General features: G+C 35.9%; 13 protein-coding genes and 1 pseudogene. 3 read left to right on the top strand and 11 right to left on the bottom strand.

From position 1 onward, the window contains the following. Positions 1–18: 18 nt before the first annotated feature. Entirely contained in the window at positions 19–759 is a 741-nt protein-coding gene (locus tag KQI76_RS02870) for a SurA N-terminal domain-containing protein (RefSeq protein ID WP_216398796.1), read from the bottom strand. 558 nt (positions 760–1,317) lie between these two features. Then, positions 1,318–1,503: a cold-shock protein gene (locus KQI76_RS02865; protein WP_216398795.1), complete on the bottom strand. Its 186-nt coding sequence runs from the start codon at positions 1,501–1,503 to the stop codon at positions 1,318–1,320. A gap of 751 nt (positions 1,504–2,254) precedes the next feature. Between KQI76_RS02865 and KQI76_RS02860 the strand changes: the two genes are divergently transcribed. Next, positions 2,255–3,178, top strand: a complete 924-nt coding sequence (locus KQI76_RS02860; protein ID WP_216398794.1) for an aldo/keto reductase — start codon at positions 2,255–2,257, stop codon at positions 3,176–3,178. A 278-nt stretch (positions 3,179–3,456) separates the two neighbouring features. Here KQI76_RS02860 and glpK read toward each other — a convergent pair whose 3' ends face one another. After that, positions 3,457–4,950, bottom strand: a complete 1,494-nt coding sequence (glpK, locus tag KQI76_RS02855; RefSeq protein WP_216398793.1) for a glycerol kinase GlpK — start codon at positions 4,948–4,950, stop codon at positions 3,457–3,459. Between the two features lie 424 nt (positions 4,951–5,374). On the opposite strand from glpK, the gene ppc reads away from it, so the two are divergent. Next, complete coding sequence (gene ppc, locus KQI76_RS02850; RefSeq protein WP_216398792.1) at positions 5,375–8,131, top strand: phosphoenolpyruvate carboxylase; 2,757 nt, start codon at positions 5,375–5,377, stop codon at positions 8,129–8,131. On the opposite strand, the pseudogene KQI76_RS11695 reads toward ppc, so the two are convergent. Beyond that, positions 8,094–8,468 (bottom strand): annotated as a pseudogene (locus tag KQI76_RS11695) (transposase); the annotation flags it as partial. The gene ppc and the pseudogene KQI76_RS11695 sit on opposite strands and share 38 nt — an antisense overlap. Before the next feature lie 546 nt (positions 8,469–9,014). Here KQI76_RS11695 and KQI76_RS12005 point away from each other — a divergent pair. After that, the gene (locus KQI76_RS12005) at positions 9,015–9,185 is read left to right on the top strand and encodes a Spo0E family sporulation regulatory protein-aspartic acid phosphatase (protein ID WP_371817642.1); all 171 of its coding nucleotides are present in this window, start codon (positions 9,015–9,017) and stop codon (positions 9,183–9,185) included. 333 nt (positions 9,186–9,518) lie between these two features. Here the strand turns inward: KQI76_RS12005 and KQI76_RS11930 are convergent, their stop codons facing one another. The 7 genes from KQI76_RS11930 to KQI76_RS02805 form a co-directional block, all read right to left on the bottom strand. Next, positions 9,519–13,139: a LamG-like jellyroll fold domain-containing protein gene (locus KQI76_RS11930; RefSeq protein ID WP_216398790.1), complete on the bottom strand. Its 3,621-nt coding sequence runs from the start codon at positions 13,137–13,139 to the stop codon at positions 9,519–9,521. A gap of 243 nt (positions 13,140–13,382) precedes the next feature. Next, positions 13,383–15,119 carry a phospho-sugar mutase gene (locus tag KQI76_RS02830; protein WP_216398789.1) on the bottom strand — a complete coding sequence of 579 codons (1,737 nt, stop codon included), beginning with the start codon at positions 15,117–15,119 and terminating at the stop codon, positions 13,383–13,385. Between the two features lie 374 nt (positions 15,120–15,493). Further along, on the bottom strand, positions 15,494–17,566 hold the full coding sequence (locus KQI76_RS02825; protein WP_216398788.1) for a beta-galactosidase: 2,073 nt from the start codon (positions 17,564–17,566) through the stop codon (positions 15,494–15,496). A 149-nt stretch (positions 17,567–17,715) separates the two neighbouring features. Beyond that, a complete protein-coding gene (locus KQI76_RS02820; RefSeq protein WP_216398787.1) occupies positions 17,716–19,377 on the bottom strand; it encodes a glycoside hydrolase family 53 protein in 1,662 nt (553 codons plus the stop codon). Positions 19,378–19,467: 90 nt separating this feature from the next. Further along, positions 19,468–20,613 carry a glycoside hydrolase family 53 protein gene (locus KQI76_RS02815; RefSeq protein WP_216398786.1) on the bottom strand — a complete coding sequence of 382 codons (1,146 nt, stop codon included), beginning with the start codon at positions 20,611–20,613 and terminating at the stop codon, positions 19,468–19,470. Positions 20,614–20,652: 39 nt separating this feature from the next. Continuing rightward, the gene (locus tag KQI76_RS02810; protein ID WP_216398785.1) at positions 20,653–21,495 is read right to left on the bottom strand and encodes a sugar ABC transporter permease; all 843 of its coding nucleotides are present in this window, start codon (positions 21,493–21,495) and stop codon (positions 20,653–20,655) included. Continuing rightward, on the bottom strand, positions 21,495–22,790 hold the full coding sequence (locus KQI76_RS02805) for a carbohydrate ABC transporter permease (protein WP_216398784.1): 1,296 nt from the start codon (positions 22,788–22,790) through the stop codon (positions 21,495–21,497). The genes KQI76_RS02810 and KQI76_RS02805 overlap by 1 nt, the downstream gene beginning before the upstream one ends.

The raw sequence follows: 22,790 nt of genomic DNA, 5'->3' as shown, positions 1-22,790 counted from the left end.
ACAGCTCCTCACTTTTATTTATATGACTTCTTCAATCTCAGCTTCTTCCAACAGTTGATCTAGGCGATCATTTAATGCATTTTGAATTTCTATTTGCAGCAATCGACTTTTTATTTCACTTCGAATATCATCTAAATCAGGAGCATCCTCCATCTCTTCCTTGAGAAGTGCATAAAAGCTCTCAACATCCTGATCACTAATCTGGATATCATCGAATTCCTGATCAATATAGTATTGTTGTAATAATGACTTCGCTAAAATATCTCGAAAAACCTCTTCAGAATAAGGTAATTGATCTAAAACCTGATAAAAGTCATCCTCTGTATCAAATTGGGCTTTTGTCTCTTGATAAATTGCATCAACTTCCTCATCCGTGATGACAATCCCCTTTTCATATGCATCTTGTGCTAAAAGCGTTTGCCGAATCAATGTTGTCATCGTTTCTTCATGAATTTTAGTTAAATCCTTACTAGCGTTCTCTTTATCTTGGTTCATTGAATTTTTAGTTTCATAATAGACTAAATTATAGTTATCCCCATAGACCTCTTCACCATTTATAATAAGCACAAGGGAGTCTTCATCAAGCAATTCATCCTCAGTAACAATCTCTTCTTGTTCATCCGTTATTTCAGGCATTTCAACGATTTCATCGTCTTGATCAAGACTAAGTTCTTCCTTATCTTTTACATCATCATTACAAGCTAACAAAACGATACTTAGTAGTAGCAGCCACCCACTTATTATTATCTTTTTAAACACATACATTCCCCATTCACTTAGAAGATTAAATCATATACTTAAACAAGTATCACTTGATTCCATTGAAACATTTTTTATCTTTTCATTCAAGTAGTGAACAATTTGGCAAAAAATAAACCTATTATTTTGATTTCCTATTTATTAACCCCTAACCTCAGGCATTTTCAAGAAGGTAACTAAAGTGAAACTTCAATCAGTGTAGAGATTGGGACTACAGGATGTAGTTCATGCAGACGTTACCACAGAACGTGGTGAGTTTAGTCTGTCTTCCTCACCCCCACTGACTGGGACTGGGACTGGGACTGCGGTTACTCGTCCCATCGAAGTGATTTGCGGTTACTCGTCCCACCAAAGTGACTTGCGGTTACTCGTCCCACTGAAAATATTTGTTAGCACCACAAGGGTATGACCTAAAGGCCTTTAAACCAATCTGGCCCTTACTGACAGTTGGGCCCCACTCGCAATTCTTTCCTTTGATTTTTTCAAGTGGGAGCCTTACTGACAGTTGCACTGCGAAAAAAAAATAAAGCGATCCCGATTGATCACTTCATCTCATATTTATTTTGTTATTTTAGGTAGTACTTTTGTTTCTTCGATCATTTCAGAGTTACATAGTGGGCAAGTTGGATTCTGATCAAAAGTATAATCTGCCCGCATCCAACCAACACAGTCCTCATTTGTACATGACCAAATTCTAGTTTCAATTTCCTCTACTGGTTCACGTCTATTATTATAATAAGCCATCAAACCACCCCTTTCTTGGGTCCAACTCCTATTATACGCTTCTTTTTGAAATAAAACAAAACGATCGTCAAACATCCAAAAGGTTTGCTAATCATGTAACAATTAAATCACGCTTAATTTCTCTTAAAATAGGTTGATCTATGAGATATTGTTTAAAAAGGATTCTCTTTAGTTGATTTTTTTAAAAAATTCACTTAAAAGATTTGAACCTTTTTTCATTCTGTTTTTAAGCTACTGCATTTCTGTTTGATAGACCATCACTATCGGTCATAAGGCCAGCCACTTGATCTCAGCTTCATTCATTTCTGCCTACAAAGATTTCCCCATATAAGTTTTGATAGATTGATTTTGCAATTACAATTAAAGGCATAAAAATAGGTCCTTTTAATCATGTAAAGTTTTAAATTTTATCATATAATGAAAACGGTTACAATTTTGAAATGTATATCTCTCCTAACGACTTGAATACTCAGTTCATGCTCTCAGTAGAGATAGCGTATTTTTCAAATTAGATTGTCCCCCTTATTGACACCCAATACATCGAAAGTTTGGGTGTTTTTTTTTATCCTAATTGATTCACTCTAAAAAAATTCTAACTCTCACAATGCTTAGTTTCCTTTTAATGCTTGAAGTAGGGGCTTACTGACAATTGCACTGCGGTAATTATTTTTCTTAGAGCGATCAATTGTTTTTAACAAAAATATAAATATGATATCCTAAAAGCATATTGTAATGTAAGGAGTGAATGACGATGCACTATCGTAAAATTGGTCAAACAAGTTTAGATGTCTCAGTTATTGGGGTCGGTACATGGCAATTTGGTGGTGAGTGGGGAATGAACTTTACTCAAAACCAAGTGGATCAAATTCTAAATCAGGCACAATTAGAAGGCATTAATCTAATAGATACCGCCGAATGCTATGGTGATCATCTTTCTGAACAATTTATTGGGGATTATTTAAAAAGACACAAGCGTGAAGACTGGATTGTTGCAACAAAATTCGGTCATCATTTTCACTCGGTATTCGAACGTACTCGCCATGTCAATGCGGATGAAGTTCTCAAGCAACTAGACGCTTCTTTAAAAGCATTAAATACGGATTATATTGATCTTTATCAAGCTCATTCCTTGACAGATGAGGAATTTAATAATGACGATTTATGGACAATGCTAGATAAACAGAAACAAGCTGGTAAAATCCGCTATCTAGGAATTTCCTTGCAGAATGAACCGAGTATTCATCAAACTAAAACAGCTAAATCGGTTGGGGTTGATGCACTTCAAATAATCTACAATCGATTAACTCGGGAACCTGAAACAGATATCTTCCCAATTGCTGAACAAGAAGATTTAGGAATCCTTGCACGTGTCCCATTAGCAAGTGGCTATTTAAGCGGTAAATACAAACCAGGTAATAAGTTCAGCGAAAATGATGTCCGTTCCCGTCGTAACAAAGAAGAACAAGATAAGCTGTTAAAAATGGTGGAGACAATCGCCAAAGAAGAAGTACCCGCTGGAATCCCTATGGCAACGTGGGCACTAGCATGGTGTTTACAACACCCCGCTGTAACAACTGTTATTCCAGGATGTAAAACACCAGAACAAGTAAGTAAAAATGCTGCAGCAGCAAAATTAGATCTTGTCTCAAAAGATCACCCACAATTTGTGAGATAGTCATCCTTTTTATAAAGTGAAACTTTAATCAATGGGGCCCACGGGACCTGGTCGTTTTAGTCTGCCTTCTCCCTATCCCACTGATTATTACTACCACAAGGGGATGACCTAAAGACCCTTGAACCAATCAGGCACTTACTGTCAGTCGATCTCCCACTTACAATACTTAGTTTCCCCTTGAATTCTCCAAATGGGAGCCTTACTGACAGTTACACAGCGATAAAAAAACAACAGACCTTGATTCCTTTATCGAGAAGTCAAGGTCTTGCCATTTAGATTTATTTAAATTCACATGTCGCTTTAACAGCTTTCCTCCAACCCTTATATAGAAGATCGCGAACATCAGCTGGCATCTTGGATTCAAATAATTGATCATGTTGCCAATGTGATGCTAACTCAGTGTAATCCTGCCAAAATCCTATTGCTAAGCCAGCTAAATATGCTGCACCAATAGCAGTCGTTTCATTCGTTTTTGATCGTTCAATCGGAACATTTAAAATGTCACTTTGGAATTGCATTAAAAAATTATTTTTGACCGCTCCACCATCTACACGAAGTTGTTTTATTTCAATCCCAGTATTTTTGACCATTGTATCTAAAACATCCTTCGTTTGATAAGCAATCGCTTCTAATGTTGCTCGGATAATATGTTCTTTTGACGTTCCACGTGTCATACCAAATAAAGCACCCCTTACCTCGCTATCCCAATAAGGTGTACCTAAACCAACAAAAGCCGGGACAAAATAAACACCTTCCGTTGAATCAACTGAGCTTGCATAGACTTCACTTTCGGCAGCATTGTTAATAACTTGTAACCCATCCCGTAACCACTGTACGGCAGATCCAGCAATAAAAACACTTCCTTCAAGTGCATAAGTGATCTCCCCATTAATTCCCCAGGCAATTGTCGTCAGTAAACCATCCTTCGATTGAATGGCTTTTTTCCCTGTCGGCATTAACATAAAGCATCCTGTTCCATATGTATTTTTAACCATGCCAATTTCATAACATGCCTGTCCAAATAAGGCGGCTTGTTGGTCACCAGCTGCTCCAGCGATTGGCGTTTCCTCACCAAAGAAATGGTGACTAATTGTATGTCCATATACTTCGGAAGATGGCCGAACCTCAGGAAGCATATTCCTAGGGATCTCAAATAAGTCTAATAGTTCCTGATCCCATTTTAACTGATGAATATTATAAAGCATTGTTCGTGAAGCATTAGAATAATCAGTGATATGAAGTTTACCACCCGATAACTTATAAATTAACCATGTTTCAATCGTCCCAAATTGTAGCTCACCTTGATTAGCTTTCGCACGCGCGCCATGTACATGATCAAGGATCCACTTTATTTTTGTTGCAGAAAAATATGGATCAATTATTAATCCGGTCTTTTCTTGGATCATCTCTTCATATCCCGCTTCACGTAAATCATGACAAATTTCTTCAGTTTGACGTGATTGCCAAACAAGTGCATGGTAAATTGGCTTGCCCGTCTTACGATCCCAGATAACAGTCGTCTCTCTTTGATTAGCAATCCCGATACTAGCAACCTCACTTGCATGAACATCAGCCTTCCTTAGCACATCAGCAATACAGGCTAACACCGATGTCCAAATTTCATTAGCATCATGTTCTACCCAGCCAGGCTTTTTAAAAAACTGTTCAAATTCATGTTGAGCTGTCGCAACAATTTCCCCTTTCCGATTAATAAGAAAAGCACGAGAACTCGTTGTTCCCTGGTCAATTGACAAAATATATTTTTTCTTCATTTCTTATGGCTCCTTTTCAACAAAAAAATACCTATACCATTTTTATTAAATAATCATGGTATAGGTCAATACTTGCGAAGGGATGCAGCTCGCTTGCTACCTATCTATCATACCTAATTCTGAAAGCGTTATCAATAGTTTTTTATAAAAAAGTGACTTTTTTCTAATTTCTAAAGCTTATTAATCTCTTATTGAGATTAATAAGACGACAAATATAGCCATTAAATAACTAATAATCATAACAAGGGCCGATATTCGATGTTTGTCAGAATTTTTTAGTTATTTTTCAGAATAATTCATGTTATGATACATTTATAGCTTTTTTAACTCACCTTTTAAAAGAGGTTTTTTAAAATTATAAAAGCCCATCATCCATATATATCAAGGCTTTATGTTATGAGAATTTTTGAAAGGAAGTGATTTAATGAAACAATTTAATTTGCAACTAAGTAACATTACACTGAACCATGATGTTGATTATCTAAACAAAATTCTAGATGGAGTGTTACGTCATGAAGGTGGTGAAGAGCTACTCAACACCGTCATCCATTTCCGCACGTTATCAAAAGCACTTCGTGATGGTGATCGGCCAAGTAACTTTGATCAATTAAATGAGGAAATTAAAAAACTTGAACCACCACTACGTGAAAAGGTGATCCGTGCTTTTTCGGTAAACCTACAACTTTACAACATAGCAGAACAAAATTATCGAATTAGACGTAGAAGACAATATCAAATGCAAGATGACACTGTTATTCAACCACGTTCATTAGAAGAAGGTGTTAATCAACTATTTGAAAATAACATCTCAATTGAACAGGTTGAAAGTGCATTAGAAAAATTATCTTTGGAACTTGTCATTACAGCTCACCCTACAGAAGCAACCCGTCGGACAATGCTACGCATCCATCATAAAATTGCAGACTTATTAAAAGACCGGGAGTTTGCCTATACACGCTACGATAAAAAAGTGATTAGAGAAAAAATTGAAACTGAAATTACAATTTTGTGGCAAACTGCTGAAATCCGCGAGGAAAAGCCTTCTGTTATGAAAGAAGTATCAAATGGACTTTACTTCTTTGATAAGGTTCTATTCGATGTTCTACCTTTAGTTCATCAAAACTTAGAAGAATTATTAGAAGATAAATACAACCATCGTTTTCATGTCCCTTCCTTCCTAAGATTTGGATCTTGGATTGGTGGCGACCGTGATGGGAATCCTTTCGTAAAAGCGAAAACAACATATAAAACTTTAACAGAACATCGTAAACTAGTTTTAAGTAAATATGAAGAATCCATAGAACAATTAAAAGAAAAGTTAAGTCAATCAACAAAACGAGTGGATGTAAGTGGTGCACTTGTAAAATCAATTGCTGAAGATCAAAAAGAACTTCAGTATAATGGTTGGCATAAAGAAGATGAAGTTTATCGAATAAAACTTGGGCTTATCCTTCGCCGCCTCAAATTAACTTCAATTGACGAGGTAGGTGGGTATCGCGATGCACATGCCTTAATTGATGATTTAATTTTAATCCAAGATAGTCTTGAATTACATCATCCAAAGGGAAATCCAATTAAGCTGTTGCGCAAGGTGATTAGACAAGTTGAACTCTTTGGTTTCCACTTAGCAACTTTAGATGTCAGAAATCATAGTGGTGAACATGAAAATACACTAACTGAAATCTTCCAATTAGTTGGGATAACTGACGACTATAAATCACTCAATGAGGAAGAGAAACTTGAAACTTTAATTAGTGTGCTAGAGGATCCACGTCCTCTCATCTCTATCTATGATGAGTTTACTGAGGAAACTCAAGAAATGATTGAAACATTTAGAACGATCAAAGAAGCAAAAGATACTTTTGGTGAAAGAGCGATTGAGGTTTACTTAATTAGTATGACCACCTCAGTAAGTGATATTTTGGAAGTATTAGTCTTGGCAAAAGAGGTTGGTCTTTACCGTGTCTATCCAAATGGAAGAGTGAAAAGTCGACTTCACATTGTTCCATTGTTAGAGACGATTGATGATTTACAATTTGGTCCGAAAATGATTAGACGCCTTTTTGATATCCCTCTATATCGAAAACATATCGAAGCCCGTGGTGACTTACAAGAAATCATGCTAGGTTACTCCGATAGTAGTAAAGATGGCGGAAATATTACCGCAAATTGGGAGCTATATCAAACACAAGAAGAAATTCATTCAATCGCCACTTCCTATGGTATTAAATTGAAATACTTCCATGGTCGTGGAGGATCATTAGGGCGTGGTGGTGGTCCACTATATTCAAGTCTTCTTTCACAACCACCAATTACTCTAGGGGATGGCGTTAAAATTACAGAGCAAGGAGAAGTCTTATCTTCACGGTATTTGTTACCAGACATCGCCTATCGAAGTCTTGAACAAGCAACATCCGTATTATTAACATCAATCGGAGGCATTGTTCAATCTGAGAAACAAGATGAAATGCCAACAGAAGAAGCCCATCAAGCAATGGCATATGCTTCAGAAGTTGCATTGAAAAAATATCAAGATTTAGTTTTTGGTGATCCAGATTTCTTGAAGTACTTTAATCAAGGAACTCCATTAAATGAATTAGGAGAATTAAACATTGGTTCACGACCAATGAAACGTAAAGGTAGCGATCGTTTTGAGGACTTGCGGGCGATTCCTTGGGTATTTGCTTGGACGCAGTCACGACAGCTTCTTCCGGCATGGTATGCCACAGGCTCTGGTTTAAAAGCATACCTAGATAAAACAAATAATATAGAATTATTAAGAGATATGTATAAACACTGGCCATTCTTCCAGTCAACTGTTAATAACCTACAGATGGCTTTAACTAAGGCAGATTTCGAAATAGCTGAGGCCTATACTCAGATGATCGATGACGAAGAAGTCAGCAAACGTATATTTAATCAGATCAAGGATGAACATACTCTAACAAAAGAGGTTATCTTAGAAATTGTCCAACAAGAGGAATTAATGGATCATCAACCAAACATTAAAGAATCAGTACGTTTACGTAACCCATTAGTTGATCCACTAAATCTCATTCAAGTACAATTACTTAATCAATTGCGACTACTAGATGATGATGATCAACAATACTCACAATTACTTGAAGAAGTATTATCAACTATCAATGGAATTGCAGCTGGATTACGAAATACTGGTTGATCAAACTAAAAGAGGCTGGGAACATAACTAGTCTCACTGAGTAAAAAATGGTTCTATTTACGGTTTTTTCGTAAATAGAACCATTTTCATTTTTGTAGTGGTTTGAATGCTTTGGAATCTTAGAGTTATTAGCCCTGAACTTCCTTAAGTTCACAGCCAATAACGCAAATCCTAGTTCATTATGTACTTTGGATTTACCGCTTAAAGATAAACGAGTGAAGCCCAAATTAGCCTTCAAAAACCCAAAGAACGGCTCAACATCCATTTTACCTTGACCGTAAGTTTCGCCAGTCTTTTCTTCTAAAAGCTTTCTTCTCATATCTTCTTTTTGTGTTTCTTCTTATGATCCATTATTAGGAGCGCCCAGCCAGTGATTGGAACGGCGGGTGGCGACTCCAGCAGGAACAGTAAACGGTCTTCGATGGGACGAGTAACCGCAAATGTTTTCGGTGGGACGAGTAACCGCAGTCCCAGTCCCACGAGTCCGAAAATCCTTATTGCGACACGGTAGTGGAGCAATAAGGAATGTTAGACTAAAACTGTGGCAACGTCTAACTGACCCACATCCTGTGCGCCCGAGGCCGTGCCCGCGGAAAGCGTCCACCCAGAGTGTAAATCACGGAGTGACACCTCAAAAACATTTAAGAGGTGATGATTCTATTTAAATGATGATCATAAGAAAAAGGAATCCAGTATCAACTGAATTCCTTTTTCATTTTAGCTGAGTTTTGTCCCAGCCTCTATTAAGTTACTTATTTATTAGACAAAACTAGACAAAAGCAGACTCGTTTCGCTATTTACAAATGATTACAATTACATTAAACTATTATAGGATTAAAGATCAAGGAGGGTTAGCATCATTAATCAATTTACTAATGCGAAATTGTTGATAAAAACAACCCCGGAAATTGAACAGTTAAGACATGAGATGTATCAAAAATATATCGAAACGAATGATCCGAAAGCACTTGTTGATATTTCACAAAGGCTTGATCAAGTTATGAATCAGTTTTATTTTTCTAATTCCTCAATCAGGAAGATTAAAACTTCGTAATTGTTCGTCTTCAAAAACATAAATCATTAACTCTTCTCTTAGGTGTTGTGCCAAAACTCAGACAAAGATCATCTAAACAATTTGAATAAACGATCGGGCAAGGGCCTTTTTTTGCATGCCTTAAACTAAATATGATTCATATTGTTTTTAATCCGCTAGCTTAATGCTGGCTCTTTTTTTTTCTAAATCTATTATTATTGAATAATTGATTCTAGCAAAATTAAAAATAAGATTACACTTCCACCATTCAAAATAAATAAGTACCCTATTGAGCGAAAGGTCACTTTATTAAAGAATATTTTCTAATCATTAACGATAACTGATTAGGAATGGCTACCTTATAATTTTATTCTTCTGCTTATTATAGAATAGAAGATAAAGACCGCCAACTAACAAGAAGAATAGGCCCGCCATTATATAATTAAATAAATGTGTTACTGTTTTTGGTAATTCCAACTCAGTTCTATCAGGCGAAGATTGATCACTGTCATTATCACGATCAAATTCTGAGTCTTCATCCGTTTCCGAGTCTTTATTCATCTGATTTTGTCCATTTGTTGTATCATCGGTATCTTCTTGTTTTTGATCATTATCTATTGAAGGTTGCTCATCTTCTGGTAACTCACTATCTTGAGAACCACTATCCTCTTTTTCACCATCTTCCCCATCTTCCTTATTATCATCAACCGGACGAATTGATTGGTAATATGAAAGTACTTCATCTTCAGATAGCAGGTAATTATCATAAACCATTAACTCATCCATCATCCCCTTATATGGAGCATCCCAATAATTCACTCCTAGGGAAAACTGGCTTTTTGCCGATGAAAACAAATCTGGAAAATCATTTCCTCCATATACGAATTCGCCATTTAAATAAATTTTAATCTCATCATGATCAACAGTCAAAGTAAGATGTGACCATTCATTTGTTGCAATTGTTCTACCAATTGGTGCATCATACCAACGATCACTTCCTGACCAAACCATTGTCTGACTATCTGCTGGACCCGCTGGAACTATACTTAACCAATTATTTTGATCTCGTGCTCCAAAAAAGGCGGTAGAATAATCCGTTAATTCCTCTGGGTTTAGCCAAATCGATAAACTATAGCGTGAATGCGAAATAAGCCCATTTGGTAACCGTATCCCTGATTGACCATCAAACACAGCAGCTTGACCTACAATTCCGTCGGCAAATGTAATCTCACCATTAGTATTTGTTATTCGGTTACCTGTAATCCTACCTGGTTCCATATTTTCAGTAAAATCAGCTAAATTATTTTCAAAATTATAATGTGCTGCTAAACCATCTGTTACACGTACCTGATAACTGGCTGTTGTACCGCTACCATCTTTTGCATTAGCAACAATCTTCGTTACACCTTCGGAAACTCCTGTTACTTCTCCAGTTGTCGAATCAACTTTTGCTATATCTGAATTATCAGAATGCCATTCTATCTCTTGATTATATGCATTAATCGGAAAGATTTTTACTTCTGGTATAAAGCGAGTATCTTTGACTAATCGTTTCTCAGTTTCTGATAATTGAATGGTTGAAACTTGTACATTTTCTTGTCTTTCACCATTCAATAGTAATTGAACTGTCTCTTCTGGTAATGCCACACCATAAACGCGTAAATCATCAATTAATCCATGGTATGGGTCATCCCAATAATTTACTCCTAAGGCAAACTTAGCTTGATCATTTTTAAAAATGTCTGGAAAACCACTCCCATGATAAACCGCTTCTCCATCAAGAAAGAGTGTGACGTCACCCTTATTAACTGTAAAAGCAACATGCGTCCACTGATCTACAGGGATCTGTCTTCCGCTTGATGCATCAAACCACTTGGTTCCAGACCATAACATCGTATTTCCATCAACAAGGTCATGCCCAACAGGTAAATAACTGATCCATTGTTCATCAGTTTGAGCACCAAAAAATGCTGGTGATATCGCCTTAAGCTCGGTTGGATTAAGCCACATTGCAACAGAATAGACATCCGTTTGTATAAGTCCATCGGCTAGGCGAATACCTGATCTACCATCTAACTCAAGGGCTTCCCCTACTGCACCTGGTGCATAAGTAATTTGGCCACCTATCTGATCCATTCTAGCACCTGTCACACTTGACTCAGGAAAGTGCCCCAGTACTTCATCCAATTGATTATCAAAATCATAATGGGCAATCAAACCGTCCAGTGTTGGATCTTCAACTTGTTCTTGAACAACTGCAATAAATTCCTTTGATCTACTGACACCGTTATAGTGTACTGTCGCTGTTAATTCAACTCGAACATTTCCCGCTCCAATAATAGGACGTGTGACTTCACCTGAATGAGAAATAACTTCTGGATTCGACGATTCCCATGTGACGGTTGCTCCTCTAGCTAGTTCCGTCGGTAAAGTTAAATCGTCAAATACTCGGTCAGTATAACCAATTGAAAGCTGATTAATAAGATTCTCAACAATCGTTTCATCATCTGTCGACTCAAATTGACTTCCCCAAATAGAAACTCCTTGTTCAGAAATTGCACTAAAGGTCATCACATACGCTTGACTCGTTTCATCCCATTGACGTAAAAAGACACCATCGTAAGTAACTGTTCCATCGTCTTCCTCAATCAGCAACTGTGCATAGTGTTCATCCTCCAAATTCCAGCGCCCTGTCACGGACCCTGATATTGTCCCATCAGCATTTAATTCTATATATTCACTTTGTTTAATCTTAGCCGTAATCTCTTTCCCATGATTGATGTAATGATAACTTCCGAATATCTCATCATTTGATACAACTTCAACTTTTTCACCAGCATATCGGTGGGGTGCCATTACTGGCCATGCATTTTTGTTCATTGGCATTAGATGAACACGGACCTCATGCTCTTCACCACGCTTTGGAAATCTTGTATGGAAAATATTAAAGTGATGACCAGTTTCCTCATCATAATATGAAGAGTTATGTCCCGGCGAAACATATCCGTAAGTTGGAAAGTCACCTGTACCATTTAAATCACGATACTGAAAGTTACCAACTAATTTCACACCATAGGGTTCAATAGCTTCATCATCAAAGGGAATTCCTTCTCTACCAATCGCTTCGATCATATCTTGCCCTTCTGCATCAAGATAAGGCCCATCAGGAGATTTAGATCGGGCAATGCGCATGTTGTAGCCACCGTCAGCCGCTAAGCCACCAAAAGTCACATACAGGTAATAATAATCGGTTTCAGGTATGTATTGAATATAAGATGCCTCAATTCGCACACCACCACCGGTTAGCTTTTTACCATAACCCTGTCCCTCTATTGGAAAACCTGTCTCATGATCCATTTCTAAAATAAAAATACCACCAGAATATGAACCATATACCATCCAAAGTTGTCCTTCTTTATCAAAGAACACATGCGGATCAACCACATTTGGATGAATATCAATGTTATACTCAATGTCCATTGGATTTGGTGTTCGACCTGACCATAAAAATAAACCTAAATCTTTATAAGGACCCTCAATATCTTCAGCAACAGCTACCCCCATTGCAGATAGAGGGGAATCTCCTTTACAGGCATTATAATACATATAGTATTTACCATCTGGAAGTTGAATCACATCAGCTGCCCAAAGTGTATCCGTTTCAGCCCAATCAAACACATCTTTAAGTTCTTCAAATACATTTTCAAATAATGGATTATCCTCCGATACTTCTGATGTCATTTGATCCCATTGAACTAGATCATCAGATTTCGCTGAAGCCAAATGGGAACCAAATATATAAAAAGTATCATTTGTTTTAATAATGGATGGATCATGAACGCCAACTTCAGTAAATTCAGGTCCCCCCTCTTTCTGTATATCTGCGGAGTCCTGCCCTTGTTCAGCTAAAACGGAAAAAGATGAACAAGGTAAAGCAAGTAATATAATTAGAAAATTTAATAAAACTCTCTTCATTCTTCACTTTCCTTCCCAAAGTAATCAGCGTGTTTCCTCCGATTGTATTAAGCGCTTACATTTTTTTAAATAACAACCCTTTCTTTAAGCATTTATTTAGTTATACATACGGACAACACATTACTTAAACTATACTACATCCGAATTAACCGTACAAGATGTTTAATAATAATAATTACATCTTTAATATTAAGAACAGAAAATCACCTTTCTTATCTGAACAAGAAAGGTGATTTTTAACTACTATATAAAGTTATTCACACGACCCATGACTTCTGTCTCTATTTGTGTTAACTTAGCTCGGGTTGTCGATTCATCATTCCCATTAACACCAAAGTAAAATTTCACTTTGGGCTCTGTTCCCGAAGGACGAAGACAGAACCATGATCCGTCTGCTAAAAAGTACTTCAATACATTTGACTTCGGTAGCACGATTGTTTCCACCTGTTTTGATTCAACTTGTGTTCGCTCACTACTTTGATAATCTTCAATTGAAGTAACGGCTTGACCTGCAACAAAGGTCGGAGGATTTTCCCTAAAGTCCGCAAGTAGGGATTCGATTTTTTCAGCGCCTGCCTTCCCTTTCAGTGTTAATGATTGGAGAGATTCATAATAATAACCATATTTCGCGAAAATCTCTTGTAAACCTTGATACAAAGTCATTCCTTTTCCTTTATAAAATGCAGCAACCTCAGAAACTAACATACTTGCTTGGACAGCATCTTTATCACGAACGAAATCTCCTATTAAATAGCCATAGCTTTCTTCATAACCAAATAGAAATTGGCGTTCTCCAGTTTCTTCGTATTCTTTTACCTTTTCACCGATAAATTTAAAACCTGTTAATGTATCAACCGTTTCTAATCCATGTGCTGCGGCAATATCACGGCCAATTTCACTTGTAACAATTGTTTTTAATACAGTCGCATTCTCTGATAGTTTACCTTGTTTTTTCTTCGCTTCGATTAAATAATCAAGCATAAGCGCCCCAACTTGATTACCCGTTAATACAACATAATCACCTGATTCATTTTTCGTTGCTACCCCAACCCGATCAGCATCAGGATCTGTCCCAATTAAAATATCTGCTCCTGTCTTTTCACCTTGCTTCATTGCTAATGTAAAGGCTGCATGTTCCTCTGGATTAGGTGATTCAACAGTTCCAAAGGTTGGATCAGGTTTTTCCTGTTCTGGAACAACATCAACATGTTTAAAGCCCATGCCCTTCAATGCACGACGTACTGGAATATTCCCTGTTCCATGAAGTGGCGTATAAATAATCTTTAAATCATCAGCAACCGTTTTGATCATTTCTGGTTGTTGAATAATCTGCTTTAAATTCTCTTGATAGGCTTTGTCAACACGCTCACCAATCATTTCAATTAAACCATCCGCTTTTAACTGTGTTTCATCTTTAACTTTAACTAATAATTCATTTTCGACTTGATTAACCTGTGCGATAATTTCAGCAGCCGTCTCTAATGGAACTTGACCACCATCCTGATTATAAACTTTAAAGCCATTATACTCTGGTGGATTATGACTTGCTGTAACCATTATACCGCTATATGCTTGTAAGTATCGAACAGCAAATGACAGCTCAGGAGTTGAACGTAATGATTCAAAAACATAGGCTTTAATCCCATGTGTTGCTAGAGTTTTCGCCGCTTCCATTGCAAATAATGGTGACTTGAATCGAGAATCATATGAAATCACAACACCAGATTTCTTGGCATGATCCCCTTTTGCTAAAATATACTGTGCCAGTCCCTCAGCAGCTTTTCGAATCGTATAAATATTCATTCGGTTCGAACCAGGTCCTAATTCACCGCGCATTCCACCTGTTCCGAATTCTAAATTTTTATAGAAACTATCTTCTAGCTTCTTATGATCATCTTTCATTTCCGTTAATTGTTGACGTAGTTCTTGATCTAAATCTTTAAATTGATTCCATTTTTCGTATTTTGTTTGCCAACTCAAAATTGTCGCCTCCATAAAAAGTTTGTTAATCCATGTGTCTATTATATCAAATTTAATATCTAAGTTGTGAAAAAATTGAATTGCAGATTTCCTTACAAATAGTTTTCACTTTACCGCAGTGAAGCTGTCAGTAAAGCTCCCACTTCAAACATACGAAGGGAACTTCGGAGCATAAGTGAGGATAAATAGGCAGCAAAAGCCTAATTCATTCATCCAAGACCCACAGTTCCATAGCTGCTTTTCGATTTACACAAGTATAATATCACTTCTACACTGTATTTTCCGTCTATTAGGTAGATGTTTTAAAAAAATTCTCAGAACAAAAAGCCAGATGTAGATATCTAACTTTTCTACATCTAGCTATTTTTATGTGTCTATTGACTACAGTTATTTAATCTAGGACGACGTAATACCTTTATCCCATATGGATTTAGTAATAGACGATCAGATATCTTTTGATCAGCCAATGCATCTTGGTAATCTGCCTGGTCTAGTCGTACTTCTTGTTGCTCATTACTGAAATTCATGACAAAAACAAAATCAGTTGTTGCATTTGAACGTAATTGAACAGTTACCCCTTCAGGTAAATCTTGATCAATCACCCGTGTTAAACCAAGCTCTTTCGCTAACGCACTATAAAAATCACGATTAAAATCTAGTTTTTGACGGGCAGCCATATAATAGGCCTTTCCTTTACCAAATTGATTAACAGTTAATGCAGGGCGCCCTTGATAAAAATCTTTTTGGTAATATGCTAACGCTTTTGCACCTTCAAGATGAATTAAATCACATAAATCACGAACTTCATATTCACCCGTTAACCCTAGTGGATTATTTGGATCAAGTTCAATGACGTTTGATTCATAATCATACAATCCATCAATCTCTTCAGACCAAATACCTAGAGTTTTTCGTAGTGGACCTGGGAAACCATTTAAATAAGTGAGATCTGTCTCATTTACAATTCCAGACCAATAAGTTGTAACAAATGTACCACCCGCTTCAACAAATGCTTCGATCCGTTTTCCGACACCTTCTCGAACCATGTAAAGCATTGGAGCAATGACTAGTTTATACTGCGATAAATCACGATCCATACTAATTACATCAACAGGAATACCTTGCTCCCAGAATGCTTGATAGTGTTCTTGGACCGTTCTTTCATAATGAACCCCTATATTTCTCGGACCTTGCGAGTCTTTGACCGCCCAACGATTTTCAGTATCAAAAATAACCGCTACTTCCGGTTGAACAGATGAACCCGTCAAATCTTTAAGTTTTGCTAAAGCTTCCCCAACTTCAGCGACTTCTTTAAAAGTACGTGTATTTTCATGACCTACATGATCAACAACAGCTCCATGAAATTTCTCACTGGATCCACGGCTTTTTCGCCATTGGAAATACTGGACAGAATCCGAACCATGGGCAACTGCTTGTAATGATGATAATAGGTGCATGCCTGGTTTCTTCAATTTACTCATATCCTGCCAATTTGTTGAGCTTGGGGTACTTTCCATTAGATAAAAAGGTTGTCCTCCTTTTAGTGAACGGAACCAGTCATGATTCATGGCTGTAAATGCTGCAATATTTCTTTCATCCTCAGCTTCATGCCATTCTGGGTAGGAATCCCAAGAAATAAAATCAACAACTTCTGCAAACTTATCATAATTTAAACCTTCAAATAAAACCATAAAGTTCGCTGTCGCTGGAATATTTGGGTTTTTATCTTTTAAAGGCTTCAATTCATGGCAATAAAAATCAATTGTTTGATCTGTAACAAATCGTTTCCAATCTAAGTTTTGACCGTGAACCATTGTCTCGCCATGTGGTGCTGGGGATTCTACTTGTGACCAGCTTGTATAAGTATGACTCCAAAATGTTGTCCACCAAGCATGATTTAATGCATCTAGCGTTTTATATTTATCTTTTACCCAATCACGGAAAGCTTGCTGGCAATAATCACAGTGACATTCACCACCATATTCATTAGAAATGTGCCAACCCGCAATTGCCGGATGATCAGCATAGCGATCTGCCAACTTTTTATTAATAATTGCTATTTTCTCACGGTAAACAGGGGATGTGTAGCAATGGTTATGACGCATGCCATGCAAATTTCTTATTCGATTTTCATTTACTCTTAAGACTTCAGGATATTTCTCTGACATCCATGTTGGTCTAGCACCACTTGGTGTCGATAGAAATACAGCGACTCCATTTTCATATAGGCGATCTATCACTTGATCCATCCAACTAAAATCAAAGATGCCTTCTTCTGGCTCTAGCTTCGCCCATGAAAACATGCCAATTGACATCACATTAACATTGGCTAGTTTCATTAAACGTAAGTCCTCTTCAAAGACCTCCGGATAATCAAGCCATTGTTCTGGATTATAATCCGCTCCATGAAGTAATTTCGAAAGATTTTCATTTAAGGGTTTAAACATACTTATCCATCCTATCTAAATTTTTTTGCTTGGTATCTTGCTGTCTATTCATCATAATCAATATAATACTATAAAAACAATTGTATTGATCTAATGAAATACTAATAACACCTAATCTTAGACTTATTCGATATTAAAAATATTATATATTAGTCTACTTTATAAAATTTAACATCATCAATATTAATCCAATTACCCGCATTTGCATAAGAAATTATTCCAATTTCACATTGACCATTTATTACTTGTATATTTTCAATCTCAACTTTCTCCCATTTAGATGGTGTTACAGGTAATTGAGTCTGAAGTTCAGACCCACCAAATCGTTTGGCATATATATAAGCACTGTCTTGGCCACCGCTATTTAATATCCAAGCCGATAGTTTATACTCACCATCTTCCAAATCTTTAATAACCTGATAAGTTGAAACTGTATAGGGTTGATCGTTCCAATGGGTTAGCTTAAATAAACCATGTGCCGCAGATCCTTCAACAAACACTGAATTTATTTGGTTAGGCTCTTCACTCCAAACACCCCAGTTAGTAGGTATATCTATCCATCCATCATTTTCAAAACTGTTATTTTTCACCAAATTGTTTGGCTGAGGTTTTTTGAAGGATAATACACTCTCTAACATGTTACCGTTAAAATCAAATAGAGTTTGGTTATCCCAAGGATTTGATAATAGTCCTGTATCATTATTATAAATTTTCCCTTCCTCGGTTCCCCAATTTGCACCATCTACCGGTAACCAAGTTGGTTCCCACCAAAATATACCTCTCCCTCTATTGTTAGGTACATCTTTTATAATTTCTATTAAATCACTAATATAATCATACTGTCCACGAGGAGTAGCGGGATAACCCCCAACTCTTTCTTCGGCAATAAAAAAGGAATTTCCTAAACCATCACCATCATCTAAAGTAAAACCATAAGCAGTCTCTACAATCATTATATCTTTCTTATATCGATTACTGATATCGTTAATATTATATTTTAACTCACCCATTGTACCATGCCAAAATGGATAAAATGATAAACCTATAATATCAAAATCTACACCCTGATCAGTAATTGAATCAAACCACCACCTATATAAATTATTATCTCCTCCATGATCAATATGCAGAACAATTTCGATTTCATCACTCGTGGATGTTGCATCTTTAATACCTGATATACCTGCATTCAAAATTTCAGCCAGTTGTGTAAAGTCACCATTACCATCTCCTACCTTTCCATCTTCCCATAACATTCCTGCGGTAATTTCATTACCTACCTGTACCATATTAGGTTGTACATCTTCTTTAGACATGGAAACAATAACATCTTTACTGTATTGATAAACCTCTTCAAGGAGATGATTATAAGATAAATGCGACCATGATTTGGGTTTATTTTGTTTTCCCGGATCTGCCCAGAAATCACTGTAATGTATATCTAAGAGTACTTCCATACCTTGTTCTTTTGCACGTTTAGCAAGTTCTATCGTTCTATCAAGATCATTAGTTCCGCCCCCATATGGATTCCCATCACTGTCATAAGGATCTACCCATAATCGTAAACGAACATAATTCATACCATTTTTACTCAGAATCTGTAATGCATCCCGTTTATATCCATCTTGATAAAATTCTCCACCAAGTTCTTCAACCTCTGCAAGCATTGATACATCTCCGCCAATAATAAAATTTGATTTTGCAATTACTTCATCAGAACTCTCATCTGAGTTCCCTGCCTTAGCAAACAAGAACATTATAATTATTAATGAAAGTGTTACAAAAAATTTTGTTTTATTGAACCTTTTCATCAAAAATCATCTCCCTCTCTAAAAAAATACTTTGATCAAAATATTTTTTAAATAATTGCAAACCATTTTGTTATGGGCATCATAAAAAGATTACTTACATTTAAAAACATTTAAAGAATCTAGAGCATGCCCATCAAAATCAAATAGTGCTTGATTCGCCCAGTGGTTCCCGGATTTCGACAAGTCATTACCATATTTCATTCCTTCTATGCTCGCCCAACTTGTACCTTTAACTGGAAGCCAGGCAGGCTCCCAATATACAATACCCAGACAATAATTATCATCTTGCTCCACATCTTTAACAACTTGCATTAAATCATGTAAAAACTCCTTTTGTCCATTTACTGTTGGGGGATAGCCAGCTTTATCTGATAGTTCAATATTAAAAATACTATCTTCCCCTTTTGGTGTTTGATCCGTAAAAGCATAAGCCGTTTCAACAATCATAGTATCTTTTTTATATCTAGTCATAATATCCTTTAGGTTGTAAGATAAATCATCTAAACAATTATGCCAATAAGGATAATATGAAAGCCCAATAATATCAAAATCTAACTTTCTATCTGTTGCTTGATCAAACCAACCTCGATAAAGATCATTCGCTCCACCAAAATCTAAATGAATAATAATTTTTAGTTCATCAGCCGATCTAATTTCTCGTGTTGCTTTTATTCCAGCACTTAATAATTCATTCAAACGATCAAAGGATTTTTCCTTAGTTTCGTTATCTAACTCTTCAAACTGTCTTTCTTCAAAGAGATATTTAGCAATCCTTCCATCTGGAAATAACATACCATTTGTTGTTTCATTACCTATTTGAATATATTTAGGCATTAAATCGAGTTCATCAAAATAATTCAACGTATCTCTTGTGTATTGATATACTTGTTCAACTAACGCTTTTCCAAACAAATGAGTCCAAGACTTGGGCTTAGTTTGTTTTTTAGGGTCAGCCCAAAAATCGCTATAATGAAGATTAAGCATAAAATCTAAACCGGCTTTTTTTATACGTTTGGCCAATTCCACTGTAGTTGCTAAATCGTTTGTCCCACCTAAATAAGGATGGCCATTTTCGTCATATGGATCGACCCACAATCTTAATCGAATCGTATTAATTCCTTTTAGTTTAAGAATATCAAAAAGATCCTTCTTTTTACCATCTAAATAATAGTTTCCACCAAAAGATTCTATTTCTTTCAATGAGGAAACATCTGCACCCTTTACAAAAGGTTTCATAAAACTCTATCATCCCTTCGTTTTTAGATTTATTATAAACTAACCTTTAGTTCCTCCAGCCGTTAAACCAGTAATTAAATATTTTTGCAGAAATAGATATATTATTGCAACAGGAATTGCAATTAACATTGCACCAGCTGAAAACCTTACAAAGTTATTAGAAAATTGATCATTAATAAATTGATATAATCCAAGAGCAATTGTATAATTTTTTTGACTATGCAAAATGATAGACGGCAATAAAAAGTCAAATAATGGAGTCATAAAATTGAATAATGCAACAACAGCAAGTATTGGCTTTGCTAGTGGCATTATAATTTTGAAAAAAACCGTTAAATGTCCTGCACCGTCTATGCGGGCAGATTCATCTAATTCTCTCGGTATTGTATCTAAATAGCCCTTCACAAGCCAAGCATTAAAGGGAATTTGTCCTCCTACATAAATCAAAATTAAGCCTATTAAAGAATCAAGCAAGCCAACTAAATTGAGTAAAATATATAATGCAACCATCGCCATCATAGAAGGAAACATTTGAAGTATTAAAAATGTGTATAATCCACTTTTTCGTCCAATAAATTGATACCTTGAAAATGCATAAGCAACCAACGATGTTATGATAACAGATAAAATCGCATTAGAGCCTGATACAATCATGCTATTTTTATACCAATTTAAATAATTACTATTAGGGCTAGTAAACAACCATTGATAGTGCGTAAGTGACCAATTTTCAGGTATAATTGAAGACGAATATAAACTTGAACCCTCATTTAAAGACATCCCGAAGGCCCATGCTAAGGGATATAAGATAATAATAGACATGAATCCAAAAATTAAATATATCCCTAACAATTCTAAAGTGTTTTTTAATTTAGCACTCATTATATTTGACCCTCCTCTTTAAATGATCTAGTTTTTCGAAATTGAATAATTGCAAATGTAGATATCAAAATACCAATTATTAACGAAATAGCTGCGGCCATACTATAATTATTCGTATCAAAAGTTAACTTGTATACCCAAGATATTAATATATCTGTTCCACCGCCATTCTGACCTTTAACTGCAGGCCCTCCTCCATTAAATAAATAAATGACATTAAAGTTATTAAAATTTGATGTATACTGAATAATTAATAACGGGGCTGTTGCAAAAAGGACATGTGGTAACGTAATACTTTTAAACTTTTGCCATCTTGTTGCTCCATCAACATCCGCCGCCTCATACCAATCCTTAGAGATACTTTGCAATACACCAGAGAATAGTGCAAACAGAAAGGGATAACCTAACCAAGTTTGAATAAAGATCAAAGCAGCTCTTGTATATACTGGATTTGTTAACCACGGTATCCCTTCACCTCCAAACAGAGGAATAATAATATCACGATTTATTGATCCAAAATCATCATTAAACATTGCAGCAAAGATAATTATTGAGACAAATCCTGGTACAGCCCACGGTAAAATTAAAATAGTTCTAAAAAATTTTTTGAATTTCACACGACTATCATTGGCTAATATAGCTAAAAACAGACCTAAACAAATTTGCATAGTTGTGGCTACTAATGTCCATACTAAAGTCCAAGAAAAAACAGATAAAAAAGTATTTCTCCAAAGTGGTACATTAAGTAAATTTCTGAAGTTATCAAATCCAACCCAATTCAAGAGATTTCTTGGTGGCGAATTATATAAATCATAGTCTGTAAAGGCCAACGATAATGCAAATAATAGTGGCAAAATTACAGTGAATACTAATAAAATAAATCCTGGTATTGTTAAGAAATAGACAAAAGACTTATTATACCCATCACGAATGGAATCTCTTAATCTGGGTGGCTCCCACCCTTCTTTAATTAATTCAGCTTGTTTTTTTGCATCTCTAACATTCAATATATAAAGAATAATTGAAAATATAATGATAATAATTGAAATCAACCCGTAAACTAATAAAAAAACAGAGTGATCAACAACAGGGATAGTGCCTAAAGTATAAATTCCCCATAATCCTAACCCGATAAAATCTAAAAGTGTAATTAAGAAAGCTATTTCTAAAATTATGAAACAAACACCTTTTAAAATCCTCCCATTATAAATTTGTCCTAGCCCAGCGAAAATAAGAGATAGTATAAAAGCTACTTTAGGATTATGACTATTTTGTTTTTTATTTATCTCTTTCAT

It is taken from the genome of Amphibacillus sp. MSJ-3, assembly GCF_018919165.1.
In the GTDB taxonomy this organism is placed as follows: Bacteria; Bacillota; Bacilli; order Bacillales; family Amphibacillaceae; genus Amphibacillus.
This window is presented reverse-complemented; position numbering and strand designations above follow the sequence as displayed.